Source organism: Actinomadura violacea (assembly GCF_017573465.1).
Classification (GTDB): domain Bacteria; phylum Actinomycetota; class Actinomycetes; order Streptosporangiales; family Streptosporangiaceae; genus Spirillospora; species Spirillospora violacea.
This window is the reverse complement of the sequence record NZ_JAGEPF010000043.1, coordinates 45,849-66,996: the sequence shown is the minus strand read 5'-3', so window position 1 is coordinate 66,996 and position 21,148 is coordinate 45,849. Positions and strand designations below refer to the sequence as shown.

At 69.5% G+C, this 21,148-nt stretch carries 17 protein-coding genes; 7 read left to right on the top strand and 10 right to left on the bottom strand.

Annotated features, from left to right (window positions below; all coding sequences use genetic code 11):
- Positions 1 to 163: 163 nt before the first annotated feature.
- On the bottom strand, positions 164 to 1,426 hold the full coding sequence (locus J4709_RS47515) for a barstar family protein (RefSeq protein ID WP_208252088.1): 1,263 nt from the start codon (positions 1,424 to 1,426) through the stop codon (positions 164 to 166).
- A gap of 72 nt (positions 1,427 to 1,498) precedes the next feature.
- Between J4709_RS47515 and J4709_RS47510 the strand changes: the two genes are divergently transcribed.
- The gene (locus J4709_RS47510) at positions 1,499 to 2,014 is read left to right on the top strand and encodes a DUF6624 domain-containing protein (RefSeq protein ID WP_208252087.1); all 516 of its coding nucleotides are present in this window, start codon (positions 1,499 to 1,501) and stop codon (positions 2,012 to 2,014) included.
- Between the two features lie 71 nt (positions 2,015 to 2,085).
- Here J4709_RS47510 and fdhA read toward each other — a convergent pair whose 3' ends face one another.
- From fdhA to J4709_RS47495, 3 genes are all read right to left on the bottom strand, one after another.
- Complete coding sequence (fdhA, locus tag J4709_RS47505) at positions 2,086 to 3,294, bottom strand: formaldehyde dehydrogenase, glutathione-independent (protein ID WP_208252086.1); 1,209 nt, start codon at positions 3,292 to 3,294, stop codon at positions 2,086 to 2,088.
- A 173-nt stretch (positions 3,295 to 3,467) separates the two neighbouring features.
- On the bottom strand, positions 3,468 to 4,553 hold the full coding sequence (locus J4709_RS47500; RefSeq protein ID WP_208252085.1) for a sporulation protein: 1,086 nt from the start codon (positions 4,551 to 4,553) through the stop codon (positions 3,468 to 3,470).
- A 174-nt stretch (positions 4,554 to 4,727) separates the two neighbouring features.
- Positions 4,728 to 5,270 (bottom strand): PH domain-containing protein, encoded by a 543-nt coding sequence (locus J4709_RS47495; protein WP_208252084.1) that lies wholly within the window; start codon positions 5,268 to 5,270, stop codon positions 4,728 to 4,730.
- A 165-nt stretch (positions 5,271 to 5,435) separates the two neighbouring features.
- On the opposite strand from J4709_RS47495, the gene J4709_RS47490 reads away from it, so the two are divergent.
- Entirely contained in the window at positions 5,436 to 6,473 is a 1,038-nt protein-coding gene (locus tag J4709_RS47490; RefSeq protein WP_232385136.1) for an LLM class flavin-dependent oxidoreductase, read from the top strand.
- A 5-nt stretch (positions 6,474 to 6,478) separates the two neighbouring features.
- Here the strand turns inward: J4709_RS47490 and J4709_RS47485 are convergent, their stop codons facing one another.
- The 5 genes from J4709_RS47485 to J4709_RS54290 all read right to left on the bottom strand — a co-directional run bounded on the left by J4709_RS47485 (position 6,479) and on the right by J4709_RS54290 (position 12,140).
- The gene (locus J4709_RS47485; protein WP_208252083.1) at positions 6,479 to 7,660 is read right to left on the bottom strand and encodes an NAD(P)/FAD-dependent oxidoreductase; all 1,182 of its coding nucleotides are present in this window, start codon (positions 7,658 to 7,660) and stop codon (positions 6,479 to 6,481) included.
- A gap of 80 nt (positions 7,661 to 7,740) precedes the next feature.
- Positions 7,741 to 8,685: an RNA polymerase sigma-70 factor gene (locus tag J4709_RS47480; protein WP_208252082.1), complete on the bottom strand. Its 945-nt coding sequence runs from the start codon at positions 8,683 to 8,685 to the stop codon at positions 7,741 to 7,743.
- A 90-nt stretch (positions 8,686 to 8,775) separates the two neighbouring features.
- Entirely contained in the window at positions 8,776 to 10,212 is a 1,437-nt protein-coding gene (locus tag J4709_RS47475; protein WP_208252081.1) for an alpha/beta fold hydrolase, read from the bottom strand.
- A gap of 168 nt (positions 10,213 to 10,380) precedes the next feature.
- On the bottom strand, positions 10,381 to 11,094 hold the full coding sequence (locus J4709_RS47470) for a LytR/AlgR family response regulator transcription factor (protein WP_208252080.1): 714 nt from the start codon (positions 11,092 to 11,094) through the stop codon (positions 10,381 to 10,383).
- Positions 11,091 to 12,140 (bottom strand): sensor histidine kinase, encoded by a 1,050-nt coding sequence (locus J4709_RS54290; RefSeq protein WP_208252079.1) that lies wholly within the window; start codon positions 12,138 to 12,140, stop codon positions 11,091 to 11,093. Before J4709_RS54290 ends, J4709_RS47470 begins: the two co-directional genes overlap by 4 nt.
- A gap of 319 nt (positions 12,141 to 12,459) precedes the next feature.
- Here J4709_RS54290 and J4709_RS47460 point away from each other — a divergent pair, with 319 nt between their 5' ends.
- Complete coding sequence (locus J4709_RS47460; RefSeq protein WP_208252078.1) at positions 12,460 to 13,125, top strand: pentapeptide repeat-containing protein; 666 nt, start codon at positions 12,460 to 12,462, stop codon at positions 13,123 to 13,125.
- Between the two features lie 162 nt (positions 13,126 to 13,287).
- Here the strand turns inward: J4709_RS47460 and J4709_RS47455 are convergent, their stop codons facing one another.
- Complete coding sequence (locus tag J4709_RS47455; RefSeq protein WP_208252077.1) at positions 13,288 to 13,449, bottom strand: type I restriction enzyme endonuclease domain-containing protein; 162 nt, start codon at positions 13,447 to 13,449, stop codon at positions 13,288 to 13,290.
- 1,356 nt (positions 13,450 to 14,805) lie between these two features.
- Between J4709_RS47455 and cas7g the strand changes: the two genes are divergently transcribed.
- The 4 genes from cas7g to J4709_RS47435 are packed head-to-tail and all read left to right on the top strand — an operon-like array spanning position 14,806 to position 21,103.
- Complete coding sequence (gene cas7g, locus J4709_RS47450) at positions 14,806 to 15,927, top strand: type I-G CRISPR-associated RAMP protein Csb1/Cas7g (RefSeq protein WP_307802113.1); 1,122 nt, start codon at positions 14,806 to 14,808, stop codon at positions 15,925 to 15,927.
- A 3-nt stretch (positions 15,928 to 15,930) separates the two neighbouring features.
- Positions 15,931 to 17,328 (top strand): type I-G CRISPR-associated protein Csb2, encoded by a 1,398-nt coding sequence (csb2, locus tag J4709_RS47445; RefSeq protein WP_208252075.1) that lies wholly within the window; start codon positions 15,931 to 15,933, stop codon positions 17,326 to 17,328.
- Positions 17,325 to 20,156 carry a type I-G CRISPR-associated helicase/endonuclease Cas3g gene (gene cas3g / locus J4709_RS56020; protein WP_208252074.1) on the top strand — a complete coding sequence of 944 codons (2,832 nt, stop codon included), beginning with the start codon at positions 17,325 to 17,327 and terminating at the stop codon, positions 20,154 to 20,156. The genes csb2 and cas3g overlap by 4 nt, the downstream gene beginning before the upstream one ends.
- Positions 20,153 to 21,103 carry a type I-G CRISPR-associated protein, Cas3-extension family gene (locus J4709_RS47435; protein ID WP_208252073.1) on the top strand — a complete coding sequence of 317 codons (951 nt, stop codon included), beginning with the start codon at positions 20,153 to 20,155 and terminating at the stop codon, positions 21,101 to 21,103. The genes cas3g and J4709_RS47435 overlap by 4 nt, the downstream gene beginning before the upstream one ends.
- Positions 21,104 to 21,148: the final 45 nt, after the last annotated feature.

Here is a 21,148-nt window from a genome sequence, read left to right as displayed (position 1 = left end):
GGGACGGGCGCTACTGGCGCCTACCCAGCAGGACCCCGCCACACCGGACACCACCGAGATTGACCACCCCTTGGAGCACGCGAGAGCAGCCGCTCGCATCCTGGTCCCGGACCGGCCTGCGCTCGCCTCCGGACTCCCGCGAGGTGCTCGACCGGGGACGTGTTCAGCGCAGTTCGACTTCGATGTTGTGTGCGGTGAGCATCTCCAGGAGGGTGTCGAGGGTTATCGTCGGCGCGTGTCGGTGGCGGTCGTAGCCGGCGATGAGGTGCCCGCTGGCCACCGCCGAGTCATGCCAGACCAGTCGGAAGGGAGCCTCAGCACCCCACTTTCCGCTCAGGCAGTCGTCGAGAGCGCCGAGGTTCCAGCCGAAGTAGCCGCCTGGGCCGTTGATCGCCTCACCGATGGCGCAGTAGAAGCCGTCGATGTCGGTGACGAAGCGGCCGTCGAGGTGAAAGGCGGTGCCTGCCTGCTGGTCGGGGGTGTTCCGGCGGTGATGGGCCAGTGCGACGCCGGCCCACTCGTGCCGCAGCGTCCGGTCATAGCCCGCCCACAGGTTGCGCTCGGTGGGGCGACCGGTGAACCACAGGTCCAGAATGCCGCGGGTCGCGGCAGGGTGCGGTTCACGTGCGTGGCTGGCGATGGTGACGTCGAGGAGGTCGGGGCCGAGCGTGGACGGGACGCTCGACAGGAGCGTGCCGGACACGATGCCGCAAGGCACCGCCGAACCGTCGGCCGCGACGGCTCCCACGTCCGCCGACACTCGACGGCGGCGCAGACCGGCCTTCGTCGTCTGGTGCGCCGCGGCGATCGCGGTCAGCAGCGGCGGCTCGGGCCGGCACCCGACCAGGGTGATGCGCGGTACCGGCGGTCCGGCGGGTTCCCGGAAGAGGCCGGTGATGTCGGCGCAGACTCCGCACGGCGCGTCGTCCGGACCGCTCAACACGAATCCGGTGACGTCGTCGGGACGGGCTACTCCGTCGGTACGGTCGTCCACATCGACCAAGCCCTCCAGGTCGATGTCGACGCGTTCCGGGGAGGTCTTGGACGGCCGGTGGTCCAGGACGGTCACGTCCAATAACTGCTCGCCGATCCAGCCGCGCCGTGCCGCAGGGTCATCGGGTCTGGCCGACAGCCAGAGGTCGCCCAGCCACGCCCGTTCGGCCCCTGCGGTGTCGGACGCCACGGAGTTGAGGAGCGAGGCGAGTGCGCCGTCCGGCACGCAGCCCAGGAGGGTGAAGCGTTCCCGCGGCCGGGGCGGCAGATCGACGAACAACCCTTCGATGTCGGCGCACAACGCCAGGGCATCATCGCCGGGAAACTGCGGCGTGCCGGTGTATCCGACGAGCAGCCAACGCGGCGGAAACCGCCGGTCCCATGTCCACCGCCGCTGCCACGGATCGTCGTCTCGGACCAGGCGGTCGGTCATAGCCCCCGACCGTACCGGCGATCAAGAAACGCCAGGCGCGGTCAAGACCGCCTGAAGAGGGATAGTGGGGCCGTGGATCGGAGACTGCAGGCGGATCTGCTGCGCCGGGCCGCGCGGGACCAGAAGGTCCGCGCATCGACCCCGCGGACCACACTGTCGCCTCTCACGGCCATGCGCTTCGTCTGGGTCGACTGCAGGAACACCGCGTGGCTCGACCGCGTCGTCCGGCGGCGGGGGTGGCCCGGGACCGCGCTGGTCGGGCGGGACGCGGCCCACGCCGCCTGGCTGCTCGCCCAGCACGCCGACCGGCGGCGGCAGGCGCAACGCCGTTTCCTGCGCGCCATGCGAGAGGCGGTGGAGCGCGGCGACGACGATCCCAAGGACCTCGCCTACCTGGAGGATCGCGTCCGGGTCAATGCCGGCCGGCCTCAGCGGTACGGCACCCAGTACGGCATGACCGCGTCAGGGTTCGGGCCGCAGCCGATCGAGGACCCGGACGGCCTGGACGACCGCCGCGCCCAGGTGGGCCTGCCGCCCATGGCCGAGTACGAGGCGGAAATGCGCCGCCGCATCGACGGAGAGCCATGAACTCCCCTTGTGTCGCCGATCGCGGCGGCGCAACGTACTCGCCCGTGCGGACCGCGGGCACCGGCCCGGGTTCACGCCGCGGCGCCCACCAGACCGTGCGGGTCGAGGATGTACTTGCGCGCCGCGCCCCGGTCGAACTCGGCGTAGCCCTCGGGCGCCTGGTCGAGCGGGATGACCGTCGCGTTGACGTTGCGGGCGACGTGCACCCGGTCGTGCAGGATCGCCATCATCAGCTGCCGGTTGTAGGACATCACCGGGCACTGCCCGGTGGCGAGGGACTCGGACTTGGCCCAGCCGAGCCCGATCTTCAGGCCGAGCTGCCCGACCCGGGCGTTCTCGTCCGAGGCCCCCGGGTCGCCGGTCACGTAGAGACCGGGGATGCCGACCCGCCCGGCCGCCCGGGTGATGTCCATCAGCGTGTTGAGGACGGTCGCGGGCTGCTCTCCCCCGTCCGGACCGTGGCCGCGCGCCTCGAACCCGACGCAGTCGACGGCCGCGTCCACCTCCGGGACGCCGAGGATCTGCTCGATCTGCTCGCCCACGTCGGCGTGCCGGGACAGGTCGATCGTCTCGCAGCCGAACCCGTGCGCCTGCGCCAGCCGCTGCTCGTTCATGTCACCGACGATCACGACGGCGGCGCCGAGCAGCAGGCAGGCGGTGGCGCACGCCAGCCCGACCGGGCCGGCGCCCGCCACGTACACGGTCGATCCGGTGGTCACGCCCGCCGTGTAGGCGCCGTGATAGCCGGTGGGGAGGATGTCCGACAGCATCGCCAGGTCCGGCAGCTTGGCCATCACGGTGTCGCGGTCGGCCGGGAACTTCAGCAGGTTGAAGTCCGCGTACGGGACGACCGCGTACCGCGCCTGCCCGCCATGCCAGCCGCCCATGTCGACGTAGCCGTAGGCGGCGCCCGGACGTTCCCGGTTGACGTTCTCGCACACGCCGGTGTGGCGCTCCTTGCAATTGCGGCAGCGCCCGCACGCGATGTTGAACGGGACGCTGACGAGGTCGCCCTCCTTGATGAACTCGACGTCCCGGCCCGTTTCGATCACCTCGCCGGTGATCTCGTGGCCGAGCGTGAGCCCGGCGGGCGCGGTCGTCCGGCCGCGCACCATGTGCTGGTCGGACCCGCAGATGTTGGTCGCGAGTACCTTCACGATGACGCCGTGCTGGAGCCGGCGGCCGTTCTGCTCGGCCAGTTCGAGCCTGGGGAAGTCCAGGTCCTCGACGGTGACCTCGCCCGGTCCCTGGTACACGACGCCGCGATTGGTGTCCGCCACGGTTCCTCCCTCCACAGTGAGGATCGCGGGCGATATACCCCATTTATGCAGGTCAATGGGATCTTTCGGGCTCGGATTCGGCGACCCCGGACAGCATGGGACGGCCGCCCCAGGACACCGGAAACGCCTCCGCCGAGGTCATCCGACTCGGCGGAGGCGCTGGTGCGGTTCGTTCAGTTGTCGTCTTCGAAGGAGTCCATCGCGTCGTCGTACGCCTGCTCGTAGGCGGCCTCCTGGTAGGCGTTCTGGACGGCCTGCTGGGCGAAGCCGGTGTCGAACGAGTCGTCGTCCCCGCCATCGTCGTCATCATCGAGCATCTCGTTGACGACGGCACCGGCGACGAACCCGGCCGCCAGGCCGCCGGCCGCGCCCGCCGCCACCCCGCCCCAGCCCGGCCCGTGGCCGCCGTGGTGCTCGCCGTGGCCGAACCCCTCGTGCCCGTACTCATGCCCGCCGAAGCCGTGGCCGCCATGCCCGTGGCCGTTCCCGTGCCCGGCCACGGCGTGCAGCCAGGACTCCAATTCGTGCTCCCAGGCCATGTGGAGCGCCTGCTCGTGGGAGACGTGGAATCGTCCGAAGACGTCATCTCCCTCGGAGAGGAAGGAGTCGCGCTGGTCGGCCTCCAGCACGACTGCCAGGCCGTGCGGGTCCGCGACGAAGGTGAGCTCGACCTCGCCGATCCGCCCCGCGTACGACGGCGGCGCGTAGAACTCGATCTCCTGGTAGAACGGCAGTTCCTGGTGCAGGCCGGCGATGTGCCCCTCCTCGACGTCGGCGCCCTTGAAGGTGAAGCCCAGCGCTCCGAACGCGTCGAGGACGCGCTGCTGCGACGGCAGGGGCAGCACCGAGATCGGGTCCAGGTCGCCGGCGTCCATCGCCCCGGCGACCTCCAGTTCCGTCCGCACGCCCATGGTCATGCCGTGCAGGTGCTGCCCGTAGACCTCGGTGACGGGCAGCTCCCACGGCAGCGGCATCTCGAACGGGACCGCGTGGTACTGCCCGGCGCCCAGGGAGAAGCCCCCGGTGATCGCCGCGCGGTAGAACTCCAGGCCGCCGCTTCCCTCGTGGTCGCCGTGCTCGTACTCGGCGCGGGTGACCAGGCTCAGCACCACCTGGTGGATGGGGGTGTCACGGTCTCCGCCCTGCAGCCGGACCTCGCCGGACAGGTACTCGCCCGGACGCCCGTGCGGGCCGGCCAGCACCGTCTCGACCGAAGGCCCGCCCACCCCGAAGACGCCCAGCAACTGCCTGAAGACCATGCCTTCTTCCCTCTTCTCTTGTACGCCGGAGCCGCCTAGGGGCTGCCCCCGCACCGGACACGCACCTCGTTGGACGGCACCCAGGGGGCGATCGTTCCGGGTGGTACACGGAAGCGTCCCCGGAATGCCGAAGGGCGGGACGCTCGCCGCGTCCCGCCCTTCGCCTTCGCTCTGTCAGCCCCGAAGGCCGCCCGGCGCGCCCTGGTCGGGGCCCCGCTCGTAGCGGTTCTGCTCGTTGTCGACCGCCGTATAGATCCTCGACCGCAGGCCCTCGGGGTCCGGGACGCACTTGAGCCGGAGCATCCCGTGCTCGGACGCGGACTGGACGTCCAGCGTCCCGTAACGCCAGATCCGCTCCCAGAGCGTCACCCGGTACGAGACGTCGTTCACCCGGCTCAACGGGATGCTGTGGCCGGTCTTGGTCAGCAGGCCGGTGCGCTTGTAGATGCGCTTCGTCGTGAGGATGTACATCGTCCCGCGCCAGCGGAGCAGCGGGATCAGCCAGAACCACAGCGAGCACAGGGCGGCCAGGGCGAGCACGACGTAGTCCGCGATCCGTCCCCAGTCCTGGCCGAAGGGGATGAACCACAACAGCGCACCCGCGACGATCCAGACCAGGCAGAGGATCACGAACTCGCCGACCATCTCCGTCCAGTGCTGCCGCGTGGCGTACACCAGCGACTCGTCCTCGGCGAGGTACCGGTCAGCAAGGCCCATGCCGCGCATCCTGACACACCACACGTGAACGCACGAGTGCCGAAGGCGTCTCCGGACCAGCTCACTGGTCCCTGACGGCCCGCTGTTCCCGAACATGTACCTACCCGGCGACATGCAGGCCCTACTGCGGGTGGCCGGTCGCTCTGGAATCTCGGTGGGGCAGAGATGGTTGACGTCGGTGTGAAGAAGATCGGTTTTCTCTCGTTCGGCCACTGGAGTGACGGCGCGGGCTCGCGGACGCGGTCGGCGGCGGACGCACTGCTGCAGTCGGTCGACCTGGCCGTGGCCGCGGAGGAGCTCGGCGCCGACGGCGCCTATTTCCGGGTGCACCATTTCGCCAGGCAGCTGGCTTCTCCCTTTCCGCTGCTGTCCGCGATCGGCGCGAAGACCTCGCGCATCGAGATCGGCACCGGCGTGATCGACATGCGGTACGAGAACCCGATGTACTTCGCCGAAGACGCCGGGGCCGCCGACCTGATCTCCGGCGGACGCCTGCAGCTCGGCATCAGCCGGGGATCGCCGGAACAGGTCATCGAAGGGTGGCGGTACTTCGGGTACGAGCCGTCCGAGGGCGACACCGATGCCGACATGGCACGCAAGCACACCGAGGTACTGCTCACGGTGCTGCAGGGCCGAGGCTTCGCCGAGCCGAATCCGCGGCCGATGTTCCCCAACCCGCCCGGGCTGCTGCGCGTCGAGCCGCATTCCGCGGGGCTGCGCGACCGCATCTGGTGGGGGTCGAGTTCCAACGCCACCAGCGTGGGGGCGGCCGAGCTGGGCATGAACCTGCAGAGTTCCACGCTCAAGGACGATGAGACCGGCGAGCCGCTGCACGTCCAGCAGCGCAAGCAGATCGAGGCCTACCGGCAGGCGTGGAAGGACGCCGGACACCGGCGCGAGCCGCGTGTTTCGGTCAGCCGCAGCATCTTCGCGCTGACCAGCGATCTCGACCGCGCCTACTTCGGCCGGAACGCCGACTCGGGCGACCACATCGGAATGATCGACGAGAACACCAGGGCCGTCTTCGGCCGCTCGTACGCGGCCGAGCCGGACGTGCTGGTCAAGCAGCTCGCCGGCGACGAGGCCGTTCAGGCCGCCGACACGCTGTTGCTCACGGTCCCCAACCAGCTCGGCGTGGACTACAACGTGCACGTCCTGGAGAACATCCTGACCCACGTGGCACCCGAACTCGGCTGGCGCTGACTTCGTCATGACCGGGTGAGGAGCCTGGTCTCCGCTGCTTCGGTGGCCGCGAGGTGGCGGCGGCGGCTCGGCATCATCATGGTCGGGTGGGTGACGCTCCAGGCCGCGCCGGCGCACACCATCTCCTTGATCCGGGCGGCGGTCCGGCCCGTGAAGACGGTGGACGTGACCTGGTCGTCGGCGGTCACGCGCTGGATGATCCCATCGCGGCGTCCGAGGCTGATGCACTGCACGGAGTAGCCGATCGTGGTCCGGGGGACCCTGCGGCCGGTCAAGCGGGCGGCGATGACGTCGGCTGCCAGCCACGCCATGGGGTTCGCCGAGGCGCAGGACATCCGCAGCGGCCCGCCGCCCGCTCCTTCGGCCAGCGCGGCGTCACCCACGGCGTACACATCGGGGTGCGAGACCGATCGCATGCCGGCGTCGACGACGATCCGGCCGCTGCCGGACACCTCAAGGGCGGTGGCGGCCGCGATCGGGTGGACGGCGAAGCCGGCGGTCCACACGGTCACCTGCGCCCGGATCTGCTCGCCTGCGTCGGTGACCGCGCCCTCCGCTTCGACGCGCGTTATGTCGGCGTGGTCGTGGACGGTGATGCCGAGCCGGTCCAGGGCGCCGCGCAGATGACGCTGGGCCTTCTCGCTGAGCCAGCCGCCGACGCGGCCCCGGGCGGCGATCGCGACTTCGAGGTCCGGGCGGGCTTCGGCGATCTCGGTGGCCGTCTCGATGCCGGTCAGACCGCCGCCCACGACCAGCACGGTCCCACCGGGCTCGACCTCGCTCAGGCGCGCCCGCAACCGGAGAGCGGCCTGCTTGCCGGCCACGTTGTGGGCGTGCTCGGCGACGCCGGGGACGCCGTGATCGGCGGTGGTGCTGCCCAGGGCGTACACGAGGGTGTCGTAGGCGAGGGTCTCGCCGCCGAGGTCGACGGTCTTGCCCTCCACGTCGACGGCGGTGACCCGGGCCGTCCGGACCTGTACGCCGGTGCCCGCGTAGAGGTCCCGCAGCGGGCGGGGCCGCAGGTCCTGCCCGCTCGCGAGCTGGTGCATGCGGACCCGCTCGACGAACTCCGGGTCGCCGTTGACCAGGGTGATCTCGACGTCGTCGCGGTGCAGCCGCCTGGCGAGGCGGCCGGCGGCGTTGGCTCCGGCGTACCCGGCCCCCAGGACGACGATGCGGTGCTTCATGGCTTGCTCCTATCTGGTCGCTGTCACCTCCTGAACCGGACGGCCGAGCGATCCCTGACAACGAGCGGGTGTGATCCGGCTCACCACTTCTCCGCCAGCGGGCGATGAGGACCGGTGGCCGCCCACTGGCGCGCGATGCGCTGAAGTTTGTCCGGGTTGACCTGGATGTGGACGGCGGCCACCCCGCTGGGAGACGCATCGAGGCAGACCACGCCGATGACCTGCTCGTCGACCTCGACCACCACGGCAGGACCGCCGTTGACGACGGCGGCGTGGAAGGCGGGGCTGCCACCGACGAGAGCCCGTTTGGAGTCGCTCGGACGGAACATGCCGCGCAAGTACTGGGCGATGCCCACCGCCCCGATGACCGGGGTCCTGCGGGCGGTGACCTTGCCGCCGCCGTCGGCCACGCTGACCGCGTCGTCGGCGAGCAGCCGGATCAGCGGCTCGGTGTCGCCGCTGAGGGCCGCGGCGAGGAACTCCTCGACGATCTTCCGCGCGGCGACCGCGTCGATCTCCGCGCGGGACCGTCCGACTTCCAGATGCCGCCTGGCGCGCCGGTAGATCTGCTGGCAGTTCGACTCGGTGATGTTCAGGATCTCCGCGATCTCGCGGTGCGCGTACCCGAACGCCTCGCGCAGCACGTACACCACCCGCTCATTGGGAGACAGCCGCTCCATAAGGGTGAGCATCGCCATGGAGACCGACTCGCGCTGCTCGGCCGTGTCGGCGGGACCGAGGATCCGGTCTCCGTCCAGCACCGGCTCGGGCAGCCACTGCCCTACGTAGGTCTCCCGCCTGGCCCGCGCCGAGGAGAGCTGGTTGAGGCAGAGGTTGGTGAGCACTTTGGTCAGCCACGCTTGGGGCGTCTCGATCCGCTCCCGGTCCGCCGCATGCCAGCGCAGGTACGTGTCCTGCACCGCGTCCTCCGCATCACCGGCCGATCCCAGCAGCCGGTAGGCGATCGCCTCCAAGCGCCCCCTGGAGCTCTCGAACAGATCGGCCTCGTGCGCGTGCAGCGGCATCGCCCCATGATCGGCCATATTCGCAGGCCACGTCCACGCGGCCGGGTACGACTTGGATCACCCCTGTGAGACCGCGGCGAGGCCGCCGTGTCAGCCCAGCAGGAACTTGGTCAGGGCGTCGCGGCCGGCGTGGCCGGGTTCGCGGTTCTGGATGGAGTGGGCGGCGCCCTTGACGATCACGAAGCGGGTGCCGGCGGGGCTGACGGCGCGTTCCTGTTCGGCCCACTCCAGCGGGGTGCTGAGGTCGTGGTCGCCGGTGAGGATCAGCGTGGGCAGGTCGGGCAGCCGCCCGGCGGGGTCGGAGTTCGGAGGCTCGGCCGGCCAGCGCAGGCAGGTCTGGACGCTGCTCTGCGCGAGCGCGACCGCCGAGGTGTACGGCCAGGTGGCCGATGCGGGCAGGGTGCGCGCGGTGCGGTCGAGGAACGGGCGGCGGAGCCGGGTCGGGGTGGCCGAGGTGCCCCACGGGAAGCGCAGGTCGTCGCAGAGGGTGGCCGCGTGCAGGCCCGCGCTCAGCTGGCTCGCGGGCGTGCCGTCGGCCGGGGTGAAGACGGCCTCGATGGCGTCCAGCCGGCGGGTGTCGCCGGCGACGGCCTCGTGCATCGCGCCGATGATGTCCCCCGGCAGGCCGCTGCCGGGGATCGGGTCCGGGTCGCGGTAGGTCGGGTCGATGAACTCGTAGCCCACGACGTCGCCGAACAGGGCCAGCCCGCCCGCCGGGGTGCGCCGCCGGACGAGCGTGGCCAGGTCCTGCGCCGGGTCGAAACCGCAGGCGGGCGCGGCCTTGCAGGCGTCCCGGAGCACCCTGGGCTGGGCGGTGAGCCCGACCAGGTTCAGGTCTCCGGCGACCGTCCAGTGGTGCGGGACGACCGAGTCCATGACCAGCCGGGACACGTGCCGGGGATGGGCGATGGCGTAGCGGGCGGCGGTGAGGGAGCCGTACGACACGCCGTCCACGGCCATGGTGTCCACGCCGAGCGCGCGGCGGACGTCCTCGAAGTCGCCGACGCTCTGGTCGGTGCCGTAGAAGCGGGCCCGGTCGCCGAGCAGGCGGCTGCACTCGTCCACCGCGTCGGGGGTGGCCGGGGCGCTGTCGGAGCCGCTGACCTGGGCCTGCATCTTCGGGCAGTCGACGGCGCCGAGCGGGCCGGTGCCGCGCTGGTCGAGCATGACGAGGCGGTACTGGGCGAACACCTCGGGCATGCGCCCGGCGATGCGCCGGAGCAGGGCGACGCCCTCCTGGCCGGGGCCGCCGGTGAGGAACAGCAGCGTGCCCTTGGGCTTGGCGGGGCCGTCGGCGGCGCCGACCTGGAGGTCGAGCGTGCCGGGCGTGCGGCCGGAATGGTCGAGCGGGACCGTCAGCGTCCAGCAGGTGAAGCCCGGCTGCACGGCGCCGTCGTCGTCGCGGCATGGGTGCGGGGAGCGGAGTCCTCGGGCGGCGGCGTGCGCGGCGGCGTGCGCGGCCGGCATCGGCGCCGCGACGGCGAGGACGCAGCCCAGGGCGGCGAGGGTACGGCGGACATTTCTCATCGCGAACTCCCACGCGGTGGGGAAGGACCGGCACCCATGCCCCCGAGGACGGATGCCGGCCACGGCTCTGCCGGTTGGCGGAACGCGCTCACCCTAGGAGCGGTCCCGGGGCGGCGGCCGGGTCCGCGCGGCGAACGGGAGCGGGGAAGGGGTGAACGGGAGCGGCGGTCAGGTCGGCAGGCCGAGCGCGGCCCGCACCTGGTCCCGGTAGGCGCGGCCGGAGATGAGGGCACTGCCGGAGCACAGGGTCAGCCGCATCTCCCCGTGGCCGAGGACCTCCAGCTCGCGGATCCGGTCGATCCGGACGATGACCGAGCGGTGGATCCGCAGGAACTCCGCCGAGCCGAGCCGCTCCTGGAGCTTGGCCAGGGTGCCGCGGACCAGGTGCGAGCGGGTGCCGGCGTGGATGCGCAGGTAGCCGTCCTCGGCCTGGACGTAGTCGATCGAGTCCAGGTCCAGCAGCCGGATCCGCCCGCCCATCTCGACGGGCAGCCGGTTCAGCGCCGGGGCCGCGGTCCGCCGGGCCAGCCGGTCGCGGACGCGGTCGAGCGCCAGGTCGAGCCGGTCCCGGCCGTACGGCTTGAGCAGGTAGTCGACCGCGTCGACCTCGAAGGCGCGGACGGCGTGGTCGCTGAAGGCCGTCACGAACACGACGGCCGGGTCGTGCCGGCCCCAGATCGCGTCGAGGATGCCGAACCCGTCGCCCTCGGGCAGCTGGATGTCGAGGAAGACCAGGTCGGGCCGGTGCCCTTGGAGGGCGGCGAGCGCCGTGGCGGGCGAGCCGCACCCGGCGAGCACGTGGACGTCGTCGTGGGCGGCCAGCATGCGCTGGAGCCGCCGCCGGGCCGGGGGCTCGTCGTCGACGATCAACGTCTTGATCATGTCCGCGCCGTCCGCAGCGGCAGCCGGACGGTCGCGGCGACGCCACCGCCGGGCCGCGGCTCGACACTGAACCGGTGCTCCGCGCCGTACATCTGGACGAGCCGGGCGCGGGAGTTGGCCAGCCCGATCCCGGTGCGCGGCCGGCCGGGCGGCAGCCCGACACCGTCGTCCGCGACGATCAGCCGCAGCCAAGACCCTTCCGGCCGGGCCGTGATGGTCACCGTGCCCGGCGCGTCGCGGGGGGAGATGCCGTGCCGGACCGCGTTCTCCACCAGCGGCTGCAGCAGCAGCGGCGGGACCAGCGCGTCCAGCACCCCGGGGTGCAGCCGCCAATCCACGGCGAGCCGGTCCTCGAACCGGGCCTGCTCGATGTCCACGTAGGCGGACAGGACCTCCAGGTCCTCGCGCAACGTCACCTCCAGCGAGCCGTCATGCTCCAGCGACCGCCGCAGCAGGGCACTCAGCCGCACGACCATCTCCTCCGCGCGCGACGGGTCGTCATGGACGAACGACGCGATGGTGTTCATCGCGTTGAACAGGAAATGCGGCCGCACCTGCGCCCGCAACGCCTGCAGTTCGGCCCGGGTCAGCTCCTCGCGGGCCCGCGCCAACTGCTCCCGCCGCCGCCGGTGCTGGACGAAGTAGTAGACCCCGTGGGCGACGCCAACCCACTCGAAGTACATCGCCAGATAGGCCCCGAGGTTCCGGAGGTACTCGTCGCCGAACCCCTGCCCGGGAGGCATCCAGTGCAGCACCGGATCGAACAGGAACATCCGCCCGCTGAGCCAGCAGAGCGCGACCAGGTAGCCCACCAGGTGCACCATGACCGCGCGCACCACGTGGGGACGCCTGACCGGGAACCACATGGTGAGCAGATACACGCTGATGTTCACCGGGAGCCACGTCAGCGAGGACGCCATCGTCTGCGCGAGGCCAAGCCCGACGCTGTGCGCCCCGTCCGCGTAGTCCTTCCACCACCCGAGCGCGTCCACCAGCGCGAGCAGCGACACGACCGCGGCCCAGATGCCGAACACGCGTCGATCCACGCCCGTACCGTAACGACCCCCGCCCACCCTTCGCCGGGCCACTACCGGCCGCACCTCCAGCGCCCAGGCAATCACCGCGCCCACCGGGGTCCGTAGCCGAGTCGAAAAACCCGGCTGGAGCCACGCCCTACCAAGAACCCAGGTCAACCAATTCCAAAACCAAAGTCGGCCGAACTCTTCACTGCAACGGCAAGCAAAGAATTGAACAAAAGGATTAGTGCAACCATCGACTCATCGGGATGACGGCGGAGCGGGTCATCGCGGTTGAACAATTAGTCCCCGCCTATCCGGAGTGGCAGGGGAAGGTAATCTGGAAACCATGAGTGAAAACTTTGGACGTACCCGCGGAGACGTCGGCGCGTTTCCGCGTGATGCGGCCGCGAGGCAGGCCCTGGAGGCCTACCTCGACGCTCTTCCCGAGGACCCCGAGGGCTTCATTCCGTGCTTCGAGGGCGACGGCCTCGACTTTTCCGGCGCCGACCTGTCCGGCCTCGAACTACTCGGCGCCTGCTTGGACGAGGCGATCCTGGACGGCGTCAGGCTCCGCAACGCGGAACTGGGAAGAGCGTCTCTGATCGCAGCAAGCATGCGCGGCGCCGACCTGAGCGGCGCACTTCTACGGAAGGCGCAGGGGCGAGCCTGCGATGCGCGGAACGCACTGCTCGTCGACGCGGATCTCCGGACATGCGAGTTCGAGGAAGCCGACCTGCGAAATTCCGATCTCCGCGGGGCCGATCTCGCGAGAGCATGGCTTGCCGGAACGGACCTGCGCGGCGCCGACCTGCGAGCGTGCGACTTCGGCGGACCCACGAGCTCGACCGCCCTTTTGGAGGCCCGCATGGCGGATTCGCGTCTCGACGGCGCCACCGGCCATGTCAGTGGCCCTGTCGACGTCGGCGCCGAGTCACCTCATCTGCTCGACGGAGACGACCTCCAACGCTGGTTCGCCGACCACGGCGCACCCGAGGTCGAAGTCCATAACTGACGATCCACCGGACGTCGGCACCATCACGCTGGTCCACTCGACTTGCGGAGACGTGATCACCCGCACGTAAGCGCGTCCCACCTCATGGACCTCGGTGAGGAGTGGGGGCGTTGAGCCGGCGGTGGTCAGTGTTCGGCATTGGGGGACTCGTTCGATGACCTCCTAGATGGCGTCGGGCTGCTCTTCGGATGGGTAGCCGTGCTCGGCCAGAAGGCGCTTGATGATGGAGCGAAGCTTGGCCTGGACGTCGTCGAGCGGTCCAGTCCGGCGGATCGCGCAGCGGCATGGAGCGACCACCTTGGCGCTACTCGGCAAGATCGCCATGAAGGTGATCGGCGAGACGCTCGGGCACTCGCTTCATTCGCTCACCGCCGACACTTACTCCTCGGTGCTTCCAGAGGTCTCCAGGGCAGTGGCGGCGGTCGTCCCTCGCCAGCCGCTGACGAGGACCCTCGCAGCCACCAACGTGATCTCATTCGCGGACCGCCGGAACAGGCGCGGCCAACACGCAGGGTAACCAAGCCTGAGAGGGTCAGCACCCGGCCTCAGCTGGGAACGAGCGCACTCCGCCGACGTCCCGTGCACACCATGTGCACACCAGGCGCGGAAAAACGGGCATCTGGAACGCGACAGGGACTTCGTCCAAGATCTCAATCTCGGGCGAAGTCCCTGGTCAGGTGGCGGAGGATCGGGGATTTGAACCCCGGATGGGCGGTAAACCCAAACCGCATTAGCAGAGCGCCGTAACCCGTCCGCAGGGGGTGGCCGCGTGCCGCAAAGTCCACTCAAAAGCGGACATGCGGCCACCCCATCCATCAAGATCCAATGCACTTCCAGGCCGTTTGGCCACACCATGGCCACACCAGCAGGCCTCAATCCCGGAACCACCACCCGATCACATGACCACGAAGCGATCAGTCACTCACAGTTACATGTAAGAGGCGTCTCAGGAATGCCGCACGAATCCCGTTTGCACAGGAGCCTCCACGGGGCCCAGAAGACCGCACCACGGCTCGGCAACCAACGAAGCGCCGGTTCGGATCCCATAGGGGGTACACACAGCATGGGCGCAGTAGCGACGCCTACGCGGCGACCGGCCAGCTAGTGATCACCCGCACATTCATCATCGTCGGGGCCCGCCAGCGCTAATTGACGCCCTCGACACCTATCGCTTCGGAACCACCGGTACACAGCCAACGCTGTGGTGGTTCTGAAGGACGGGTGGCGCCGTCGACCACAAAGAGGACATCGCCCTGTGCGGTTTGACGAACACGAAGGCTATAGTCCCTATTCAGATATCGTGCCGCCAGCTTTGGCGGGCCGGTCATCATTGCGGACAGCCCACCGGCATCGTCATGCACCCCCTCGACTGGGTGGCACCGGCCTTGGCGGGCCGGTCATCATTGCGGGGTCCCCACCGGCATCGTCATGCACCCGCTCGAGTGGGTGCCACCGGCCTTGGCGGGCCGGTCATCATTGTTGGGATCTTGTATTTTGAGGAGGGCGCCACCCCGCTCTGATGGGCTGGCCTCTGCGGTCTAGCGGCATCTTGGTGTGGCCGGTTTCGGCTAGCGGTGTCATGGGTCGTTCGTTTCGCCGCGACTGTCAGTGGCTCCTCGTACTGTCTGCGTTACGCGAGGCATCGGCGGTCACGGGGAGGTTCTGATGGGGTCAGCGTTCGTGGAACGGCTGCTGGCGGCTGTCGCAGAGGAGCGGGTGGACGCGGGGGTGTCGATCCACGGTGTCTACCGTCCAGCGGCGGAGGACAAGGTGATGCCCCCGACGTTCCCGGAGGGGCCCTACCTGGTGGAGGGCCGCCGGGTGGGCGGCGAGATGCGCGACACGGTGGTGCTGGATCAGGTTCCGTCGCAGGCGAACCGGATCGAGGAGGCGCTGCTGGCCGCTCGGGACAAGGGCCGGATCCAGTTGCCGCTGTTCGAGTTGAAGGCGCAGACGACTCGGGGGCCGGTTCGGCTGACGTCGCTGGAGTTCCCGCACCGGTACGCCGACGCCTACCTACGCGACAGCTTGGTGGACGGGATCCGGTTCGACAAGAGCGAGGTCGGTAAGCGGCTGCGTCAGGTGAGCCAGGAGGACGCTCGCCCGCTGCTCGAACTCGACCCCGGCTCTTTGATCTACGGGGCGTGGGATTCTCATCGGAAGGGGCGGTGGCCGAAGTTCGCCCGGTTCTATACCTCCTCGATGTTCGGCCTGGATCCGAAGGTCGGGAACCGGCGCAGTATGCGCCGTGACCCGATGAACCTGAGCGGCGCGATCGACGACGCGGACAATGCCGAGACGGACTGGGAGTTCCGCGCTGTCGGGGTGAAGGCGAAGGGGTCTCGGCTGAGCGAGATCGGGCACGGTAGTGCACTGGCGAGCGATGTGCCGGGCGGTGTGGTTGTCAGTGAGGGCCGCCGGGACGCGTGGATCTCGTTGGGTGGGCTTGAGCGCGTCCGATTCGGTGACGCCTTGGATGAGTGCGTGCGGCTGGCCAGGGCGACGCTGCTCGCGCTCGCGCTTGCGGGGGACCGGTTGGCGTTCGACCGTCCGTCGGTGTGGCTGCGTTCCGGCTGCGATCTGGTGCGGGTCAGCGAGACGCTGGCGTTCGAGAAGGATGGTGGTGAGGTCGAGGAGTTCACGCTGTCCGCAGAGCAGGCCATCGAGGCATTCCACGAGTTGCGGGAGCGGACCGCTGCCAGCGGACTGGTCATGGGAACCGAGACGATCGAGCTGACGCCGTTCAAGGGACTGGCGGACGCGATCGAGCACGCGGTGACCAAGACCACCGGCGAGGACTGACCAGTGCCGCTGTCGATCCTGGCCCGGCTGCGCGATGGCCGCTACGACGCCGGCGGCACCCGGCAGGACCAGCCCGAATGGCCACCTCACCCGGCTCGGGTCTTCTGCGCCCTTGTCGCCTCCGTCACGGGCGAACAGGATTGGGAGGCGCTGCGGTGGCTGGAGGCCGCAGGTGATCCGCAAGTCTGGGCGTCACCGGTCTTCACCTCGAGGCGGCGTGAGGGGTTCGTCGTCACCAACATCACGGCTACCAAACCGACGAGCCAGCATCAGCTCGGCCGGACGGCGCAGACCAAGATCCGGTTGAGCGCAGAGCCCGGTGACGGTGAGTTCGCGTTCGTCTGGCCGGACGCCTCCCCGCAACCCGCCACGCTCCAGACTCTGACGAACCTCGCCCGGCGAGTTCCCTATCTGGGGCGTTCAACTTCGCCGGTGACCTTGCGCGTCCAAGACGAGACGCCGCTAATGCGCGCTGAATGGGCGACGCTGAAACCAGCGCAGCTCGGCGAGCCGGACACTCTTGCCCTACGAGTTCCCTACCCGGGCTATACCGAGCGTCTCCGTCAGATCTTCGCTGAAGGGCGGCGGTCCTGGGAGGCCAACCGGACCACGCCGTATAGCTATCCGAAACCGGCTCCGGTCGAGCCGCCGGCGGTGTCGCCGTTCGACGAGATGCTGATCTTCGGGTTCGAGGCGGGCAGCGTGAAGCCGACCGGTGAGATGCTGCTGACGGTCACGGACCGTCTGCGTGCCGCTGTGCTGGACCGGATCGGAACCGACGTGCCGCCGGAGGTATCGGGGCATGGCGCTGACACCAGCACCCATGTCGGTTACCTGGCCTTGCCGAATGTAGGGAACCGGCACGCTGACGGCAGGCTGTTGGGCGTTGCCGTGGCGGTGCCGCGAGAGCTGCGGCGTCAGGCATATGCACGGCTGTGGGGGGCGCTGGTCGAACGCCCTCTGCAGCGGCTGACCTTGCGCCGAGACCAGGTCCTGAAAGTGGAGTATCTACCGTCGACGGCATTGACGCGAGGGCTGCAGGCCGAACGGTGGACGGCGGCTGGCCGAGGCGGGAGCCGGACTTGGGTGACCGCGACACCGATCATGCTGGACCGGTATCTCAAAAAGTCCAAGGGCGACGCCGGGGTGATGAAAGAGGTCGAGCGGTCGTTGGTGCGGGCGGGGCTGCCCGAGCCGGTCGAGTGCGAGTTCTCACCGGCTGCGATGCTCAAGGGGGCGTTGCATCGGCCGCGTCGCGACACGATGCCCGGGCACCGGCCCTCCAAGCCGATCGTCCACGTCCGCGTCACCTTCGACCGCCCGGTCATCGGCCCCGTCTTGGCCGGGTCGATGCGCTATACGGGTCTGGGGCTGTTCGTGCCGGCCGCGGAGGTCTCGTGATCGCCTTCACCGCTGACGGGTTCGCGGAGTTCGTGCAGGAGGTGCACGGGCACCGACCGTTCCCGTGGCAACGGGCCCTGGTCGAGCGTGTGCTGGCCGAGGGCCGTTGGCCCGATGTCCTGGACGTGCCCACCGGGCTGGGCAAGACCTCCGTCATCGACGTGTTCGCGTTCGTGGCCGCAACTCGACCGCAGGTAGCACGACGCCGGTTGTTCTTCGTCGTGGACCGGCGCCTCATCGTGGACGAGGCTCACGACCACGCCGCTCACCTCGCCCATGCGTTGCGTGAAGGGCAGGGCCCGTGGACGAGAAGGGTCGCTGAGGCCCTGCGCCAGCCCGGTGACACGGTGCCGCTGCAGGCGACGCGGATGCGTGGCGGGGTGACGTGGTCGTGGCTGTGGTTGGAGCGGCCCGATCGATTCGCCGTTGTGGTGGGCACCATCGACCAGGTCGGAAGTCGGCTGCTGTTCCGCGGTTACGGCGTCGGTGAGCATCTGCGTTCTATTGACGCGGCTCTGGTCGGCGCTGAGAGCCTGATCGTGCTCGACGAGGCGCACCTGGCCGCACCGTTCCAAGCCACGGTCCAGGCTCTACGAGCCCACGAACCGGCCGGGAACGTCCCCACCCTGATCACGATGTCGGCCACCACCACCGCTGACGGTGAGGGCGGCGCCGGCGGTGAAGAGGTCCATGTTCACCGGATCGGGAGGGAGGACGAAGCTCACGCAGTAGCGGGTCGGCGGCTGCGAGCCGATCGCCGCCTGCATCTGCTGCACCCGCGCGTCACCAAGAACAACGCGGATTCGGTCATCTCCGGGCTCATGGCCGCTTGGGCCACCGCGCTGGCAGGCCCTGATGATTCGGCGGCGGTCGTCGGAGTCATCTGCAACACCGTCGCAAGAGCCCGAGCGGTCTTCGAACAGATCCCCGAACCCGCTTTCGACCGGGTCCTGCTTACTGGCCGCAACCGTCCGCTGGAGGCCGCCTACCTCCTGAGCGAGTACTACGACCGGATGAAGGCGGGCCGCGCCAGGCGCACAGGGCGCCCCCTCATCGTGGTGGCCACACAGACGATCGAGGTCGGCGCGAACATCGACGTCGACGCGCTGGTGACCGAATCGGCGGACCTGGCCGCGCTGATCCAGCGTCTGGGGCGCCTCAACCGGCTCGGCGACCGCGACCGCGGCGACGCCTTGGTCGTCCACGACTCCAGCACCGGAACCGACGACCCGGTGTACGGGGCGGCGCGGCAGGCAACCTGGTCCTGGCTGCGCGAACAGGCCGACCCCATCGCGCCCAACAAACCCGGACGGCTCGGGAGCGGCCTGCCCGTTCACCCGCTCGCGCTCCGCGCCCTCACCAACGCCCTCCCCGCACAGCGCAGGGCGACCATGCACGCCGAAACCGTCTACATTCCGGCGCTGACCGAGAACGTCCTGGACGCTTGGGTCAAGACCTCCCCGGCCCCGCACCCGGATCCACCGGTCGCACCGTATCTGCACGGTCTCGGTCGTGGACGCCCCGATGTGTCGCTCGTGTGGCGCTCCGGTCTGCCCGCCGACCCGGCGGAGTGGACAGAACCGCTGCAGGCCGTCCCGCCGAGCGTCGAGGAAGCCGTCGGCGTGCCGGTCGGCGCCGTCCGCCGATGGCTGACCGGCCAGACCGACACCCCGGTCTCGGCTCTCGAAGGCCAACCCGACGATCTTTCCCTCCCCGATCCCGGCGGCTGGATCGGCGTCCGCTACGACGGGTCCGAACGCGCCGTCACCCCGGTGACCGTCCGCGACATCAACCCCGGCGACACCATCGTTGTCGCCGCTGAACGGGGCGGCTGCGACCGCTACGGCTGGCACCCGGCATCGACCGCACCCGTCACCGACATCGCCGACCTCGCCGAACGACGCGGACGCCCCCTCCTGCGTGTCCGCCCCCAACTCCTGCACACCCTCAGCGTCTACCACCCCGACCTGGTCGAGGAGTTCAAGGACCTGGTCGACCTGACCAGCGCCCCGGAGGACCCTCCGCCTGCGTCCTCGTTCCGCCGTGCTCTTCCGCGCGTTGACGACACCGCTGCTCTGCCGTTCTTGCGGAACCTGCGCACACTCGCCTCCAGTTGCACGACCGTGCTACTCCCTACGGCAGACGGCCGCCTATCGGTGCTGCTGGCGGCACGCGGCGGAGGACTACGCGGCGACGAAGGAGCGCTGGAATCCTCCACAGGCGCGACAAAACAGATCGGCCTGGTCGAACATCAAGCAGCGGTAGCCGCCCGCGCCAAGGAGCTCGCTCACAACCTCGGGCTTCCCGAGCCCCTCTCCACTGCCGTCATTACCGCCGCACGGCACCACGATGAGGGAAAACGCGATAAGCGGTTCCAAGCCATGCTGCACCAGCGGCCCCTGCGCGCCTACACGGAAAGCAGCTCACTGCTCGCCAAGTCCGGAATGGACCCGGCCGACCGAGACGCGTTCCGCCGAGCCCGCACCCTGGCCGAATACCCGCCTGGGCTCCGTCACGAAGCGCTCTCGGCACGGATCATCCAAGCCACCGCCCCGGCTGACGACCTGCTGATCCACCTCGTCGCGGCACACCACGGACGCAGTCGACCACTGCTTCCTCCCGTGAACGATCCGGCACCCGACACCATCCGCGTAGACCTCAACGGCAGCCAATTCGAGATGACCGCAGACCACGGCATCGACTGGGACAGCCCACGCCGTTTCCATGACCTCAACCAGGCTCACGGCCGCTGGGGCCTCGCCCTGCTGGAGGCCATCGTCAGGCTGGCCGACATCTGGTGCTCAGAACGCGACGAGGAAGCCCCATGACCACGATCGAACTGTCGGCGCTCGACGGCCGTGACCCGCTGGGCTTCCTTGCCGTCCTCGGCATGCACCGCCTACTGACCGACGAAACCGACGCACCGATCAAGCTGAGTTTCTCCGACAGCACTGGCAACGCCCTACTCCACAGCGACCTCGAATCCATCGACGCAATAACCGAGGTTCTGGCCGGTATCGTCGCTAGAGCGAAGGACACTACCGCAATCGTCGATGTCGACGACCGCTTCCCCTTGGCCAAACCAAGCAAATCAGGTGCCGCCGCCAGGGAAACGTTGGGACAGAAAGACCCCATGCGCGTGCCACGCGAGCAATACCCCGCCCTGGCGGCTCGCATCGCCGACCTCGGAAGCGAGGCCGAACACTGGTTCCACTGCCTCGTCACCGACCTGGCCATCGACGAGCAGCAACGCGCAGCCCTCACTCCCTTCTGCGCACCCGTTGGACAGCAAAGCCTCCGCTCCTTCTTTATGAATCCTCTCCAAGAGGTCCGCAAAGATCCCTCCTATCTGAAGGAAGCCCTCACCGCATGGAGACGCGTCGACAAGTTCACCGGTGAATACCTTGACCACCGTGTCGTCCGCAGCGCAGCCGACCACCCCCACGGCAAGTCGACGGAAGCCGGCGTTCCCGGCGCCACCTGGCTCGCAACCCAGGCGCTACGCCTCTTCAAGCTCTCCGGCAATGGAGACACGGTCACCTCAACCCTCTGGCATCGACGACCACGCCATAACCTGATGATCTGGCCCCTCTGGACCGAACCGCTCGACCTGCACGCAGTACAGGGACTCCTCGAACACCCCGACATCAATTCCACACCCAACCGAAAACTACTGCGCACCATGACGATCTTCGCTCTGGCCGCAGCCGAGCGAACACAGCTCCGAGGGCCAAAGAGCGCTCGTGTGCTCACACCAGCCACCACGAACTGGTGAACCATCGCGTCGTTGCCGCAAGTCCATCCGGTCGGGATCCACAGG

Excerpts from the sequence above, each read along its gene's own strand:
- J4709_RS47515 (WP_208252088.1), bottom strand. The coding sequence starts at position 1,426 with ATGACCGACCGCCTGGTCCGAGACGACGATCCGTGGCAGCGGCGGTGG.
- J4709_RS47470 (WP_208252080.1), bottom strand. The coding sequence starts at position 11,094 with ATGATCAAGACGTTGATCGTCGACGACGAGCCCCCGGCCCGGCGGCGG.
- J4709_RS47490 (WP_232385136.1), top strand. The coding sequence starts at position 5,436 with ATGGTTGACGTCGGTGTGAAGAAGATCGGTTTTCTCTCGTTCGGCCAC.
- J4709_RS47435 (WP_208252073.1), top strand. The coding sequence starts at position 20,153 with ATGACCACGATCGAACTGTCGGCGCTCGACGGCCGTGACCCGCTGGGC.
- J4709_RS47500 (WP_208252085.1), bottom strand. The coding sequence starts at position 4,553 with ATGGTCTTCAGGCAGTTGCTGGGCGTCTTCGGGGTGGGCGGGCCTTCG.
- J4709_RS47455 (WP_208252077.1), bottom strand. The coding sequence starts at position 13,449 with ATGGCGATCTTGCCGAGTAGCGCCAAGGTGGTCGCTCCATGCCGCTGC.
- J4709_RS47475 (WP_208252081.1), bottom strand. The coding sequence starts at position 10,212 with ATGAGAAATGTCCGCCGTACCCTCGCCGCCCTGGGCTGCGTCCTCGCC.
- J4709_RS47485 (WP_208252083.1), bottom strand. The coding sequence starts at position 7,660 with ATGAAGCACCGCATCGTCGTCCTGGGGGCCGGGTACGCCGGAGCCAAC.
- J4709_RS47460 (WP_208252078.1), top strand. The coding sequence starts at position 12,460 with ATGAGTGAAAACTTTGGACGTACCCGCGGAGACGTCGGCGCGTTTCCG.
- J4709_RS47480 (WP_208252082.1), bottom strand. The coding sequence starts at position 8,685 with ATGCCGCTGCACGCGCACGAGGCCGATCTGTTCGAGAGCTCCAGGGGG.
- J4709_RS47495 (WP_208252084.1), bottom strand. The coding sequence starts at position 5,270 with ATGGGCCTTGCTGACCGGTACCTCGCCGAGGACGAGTCGCTGGTGTAC.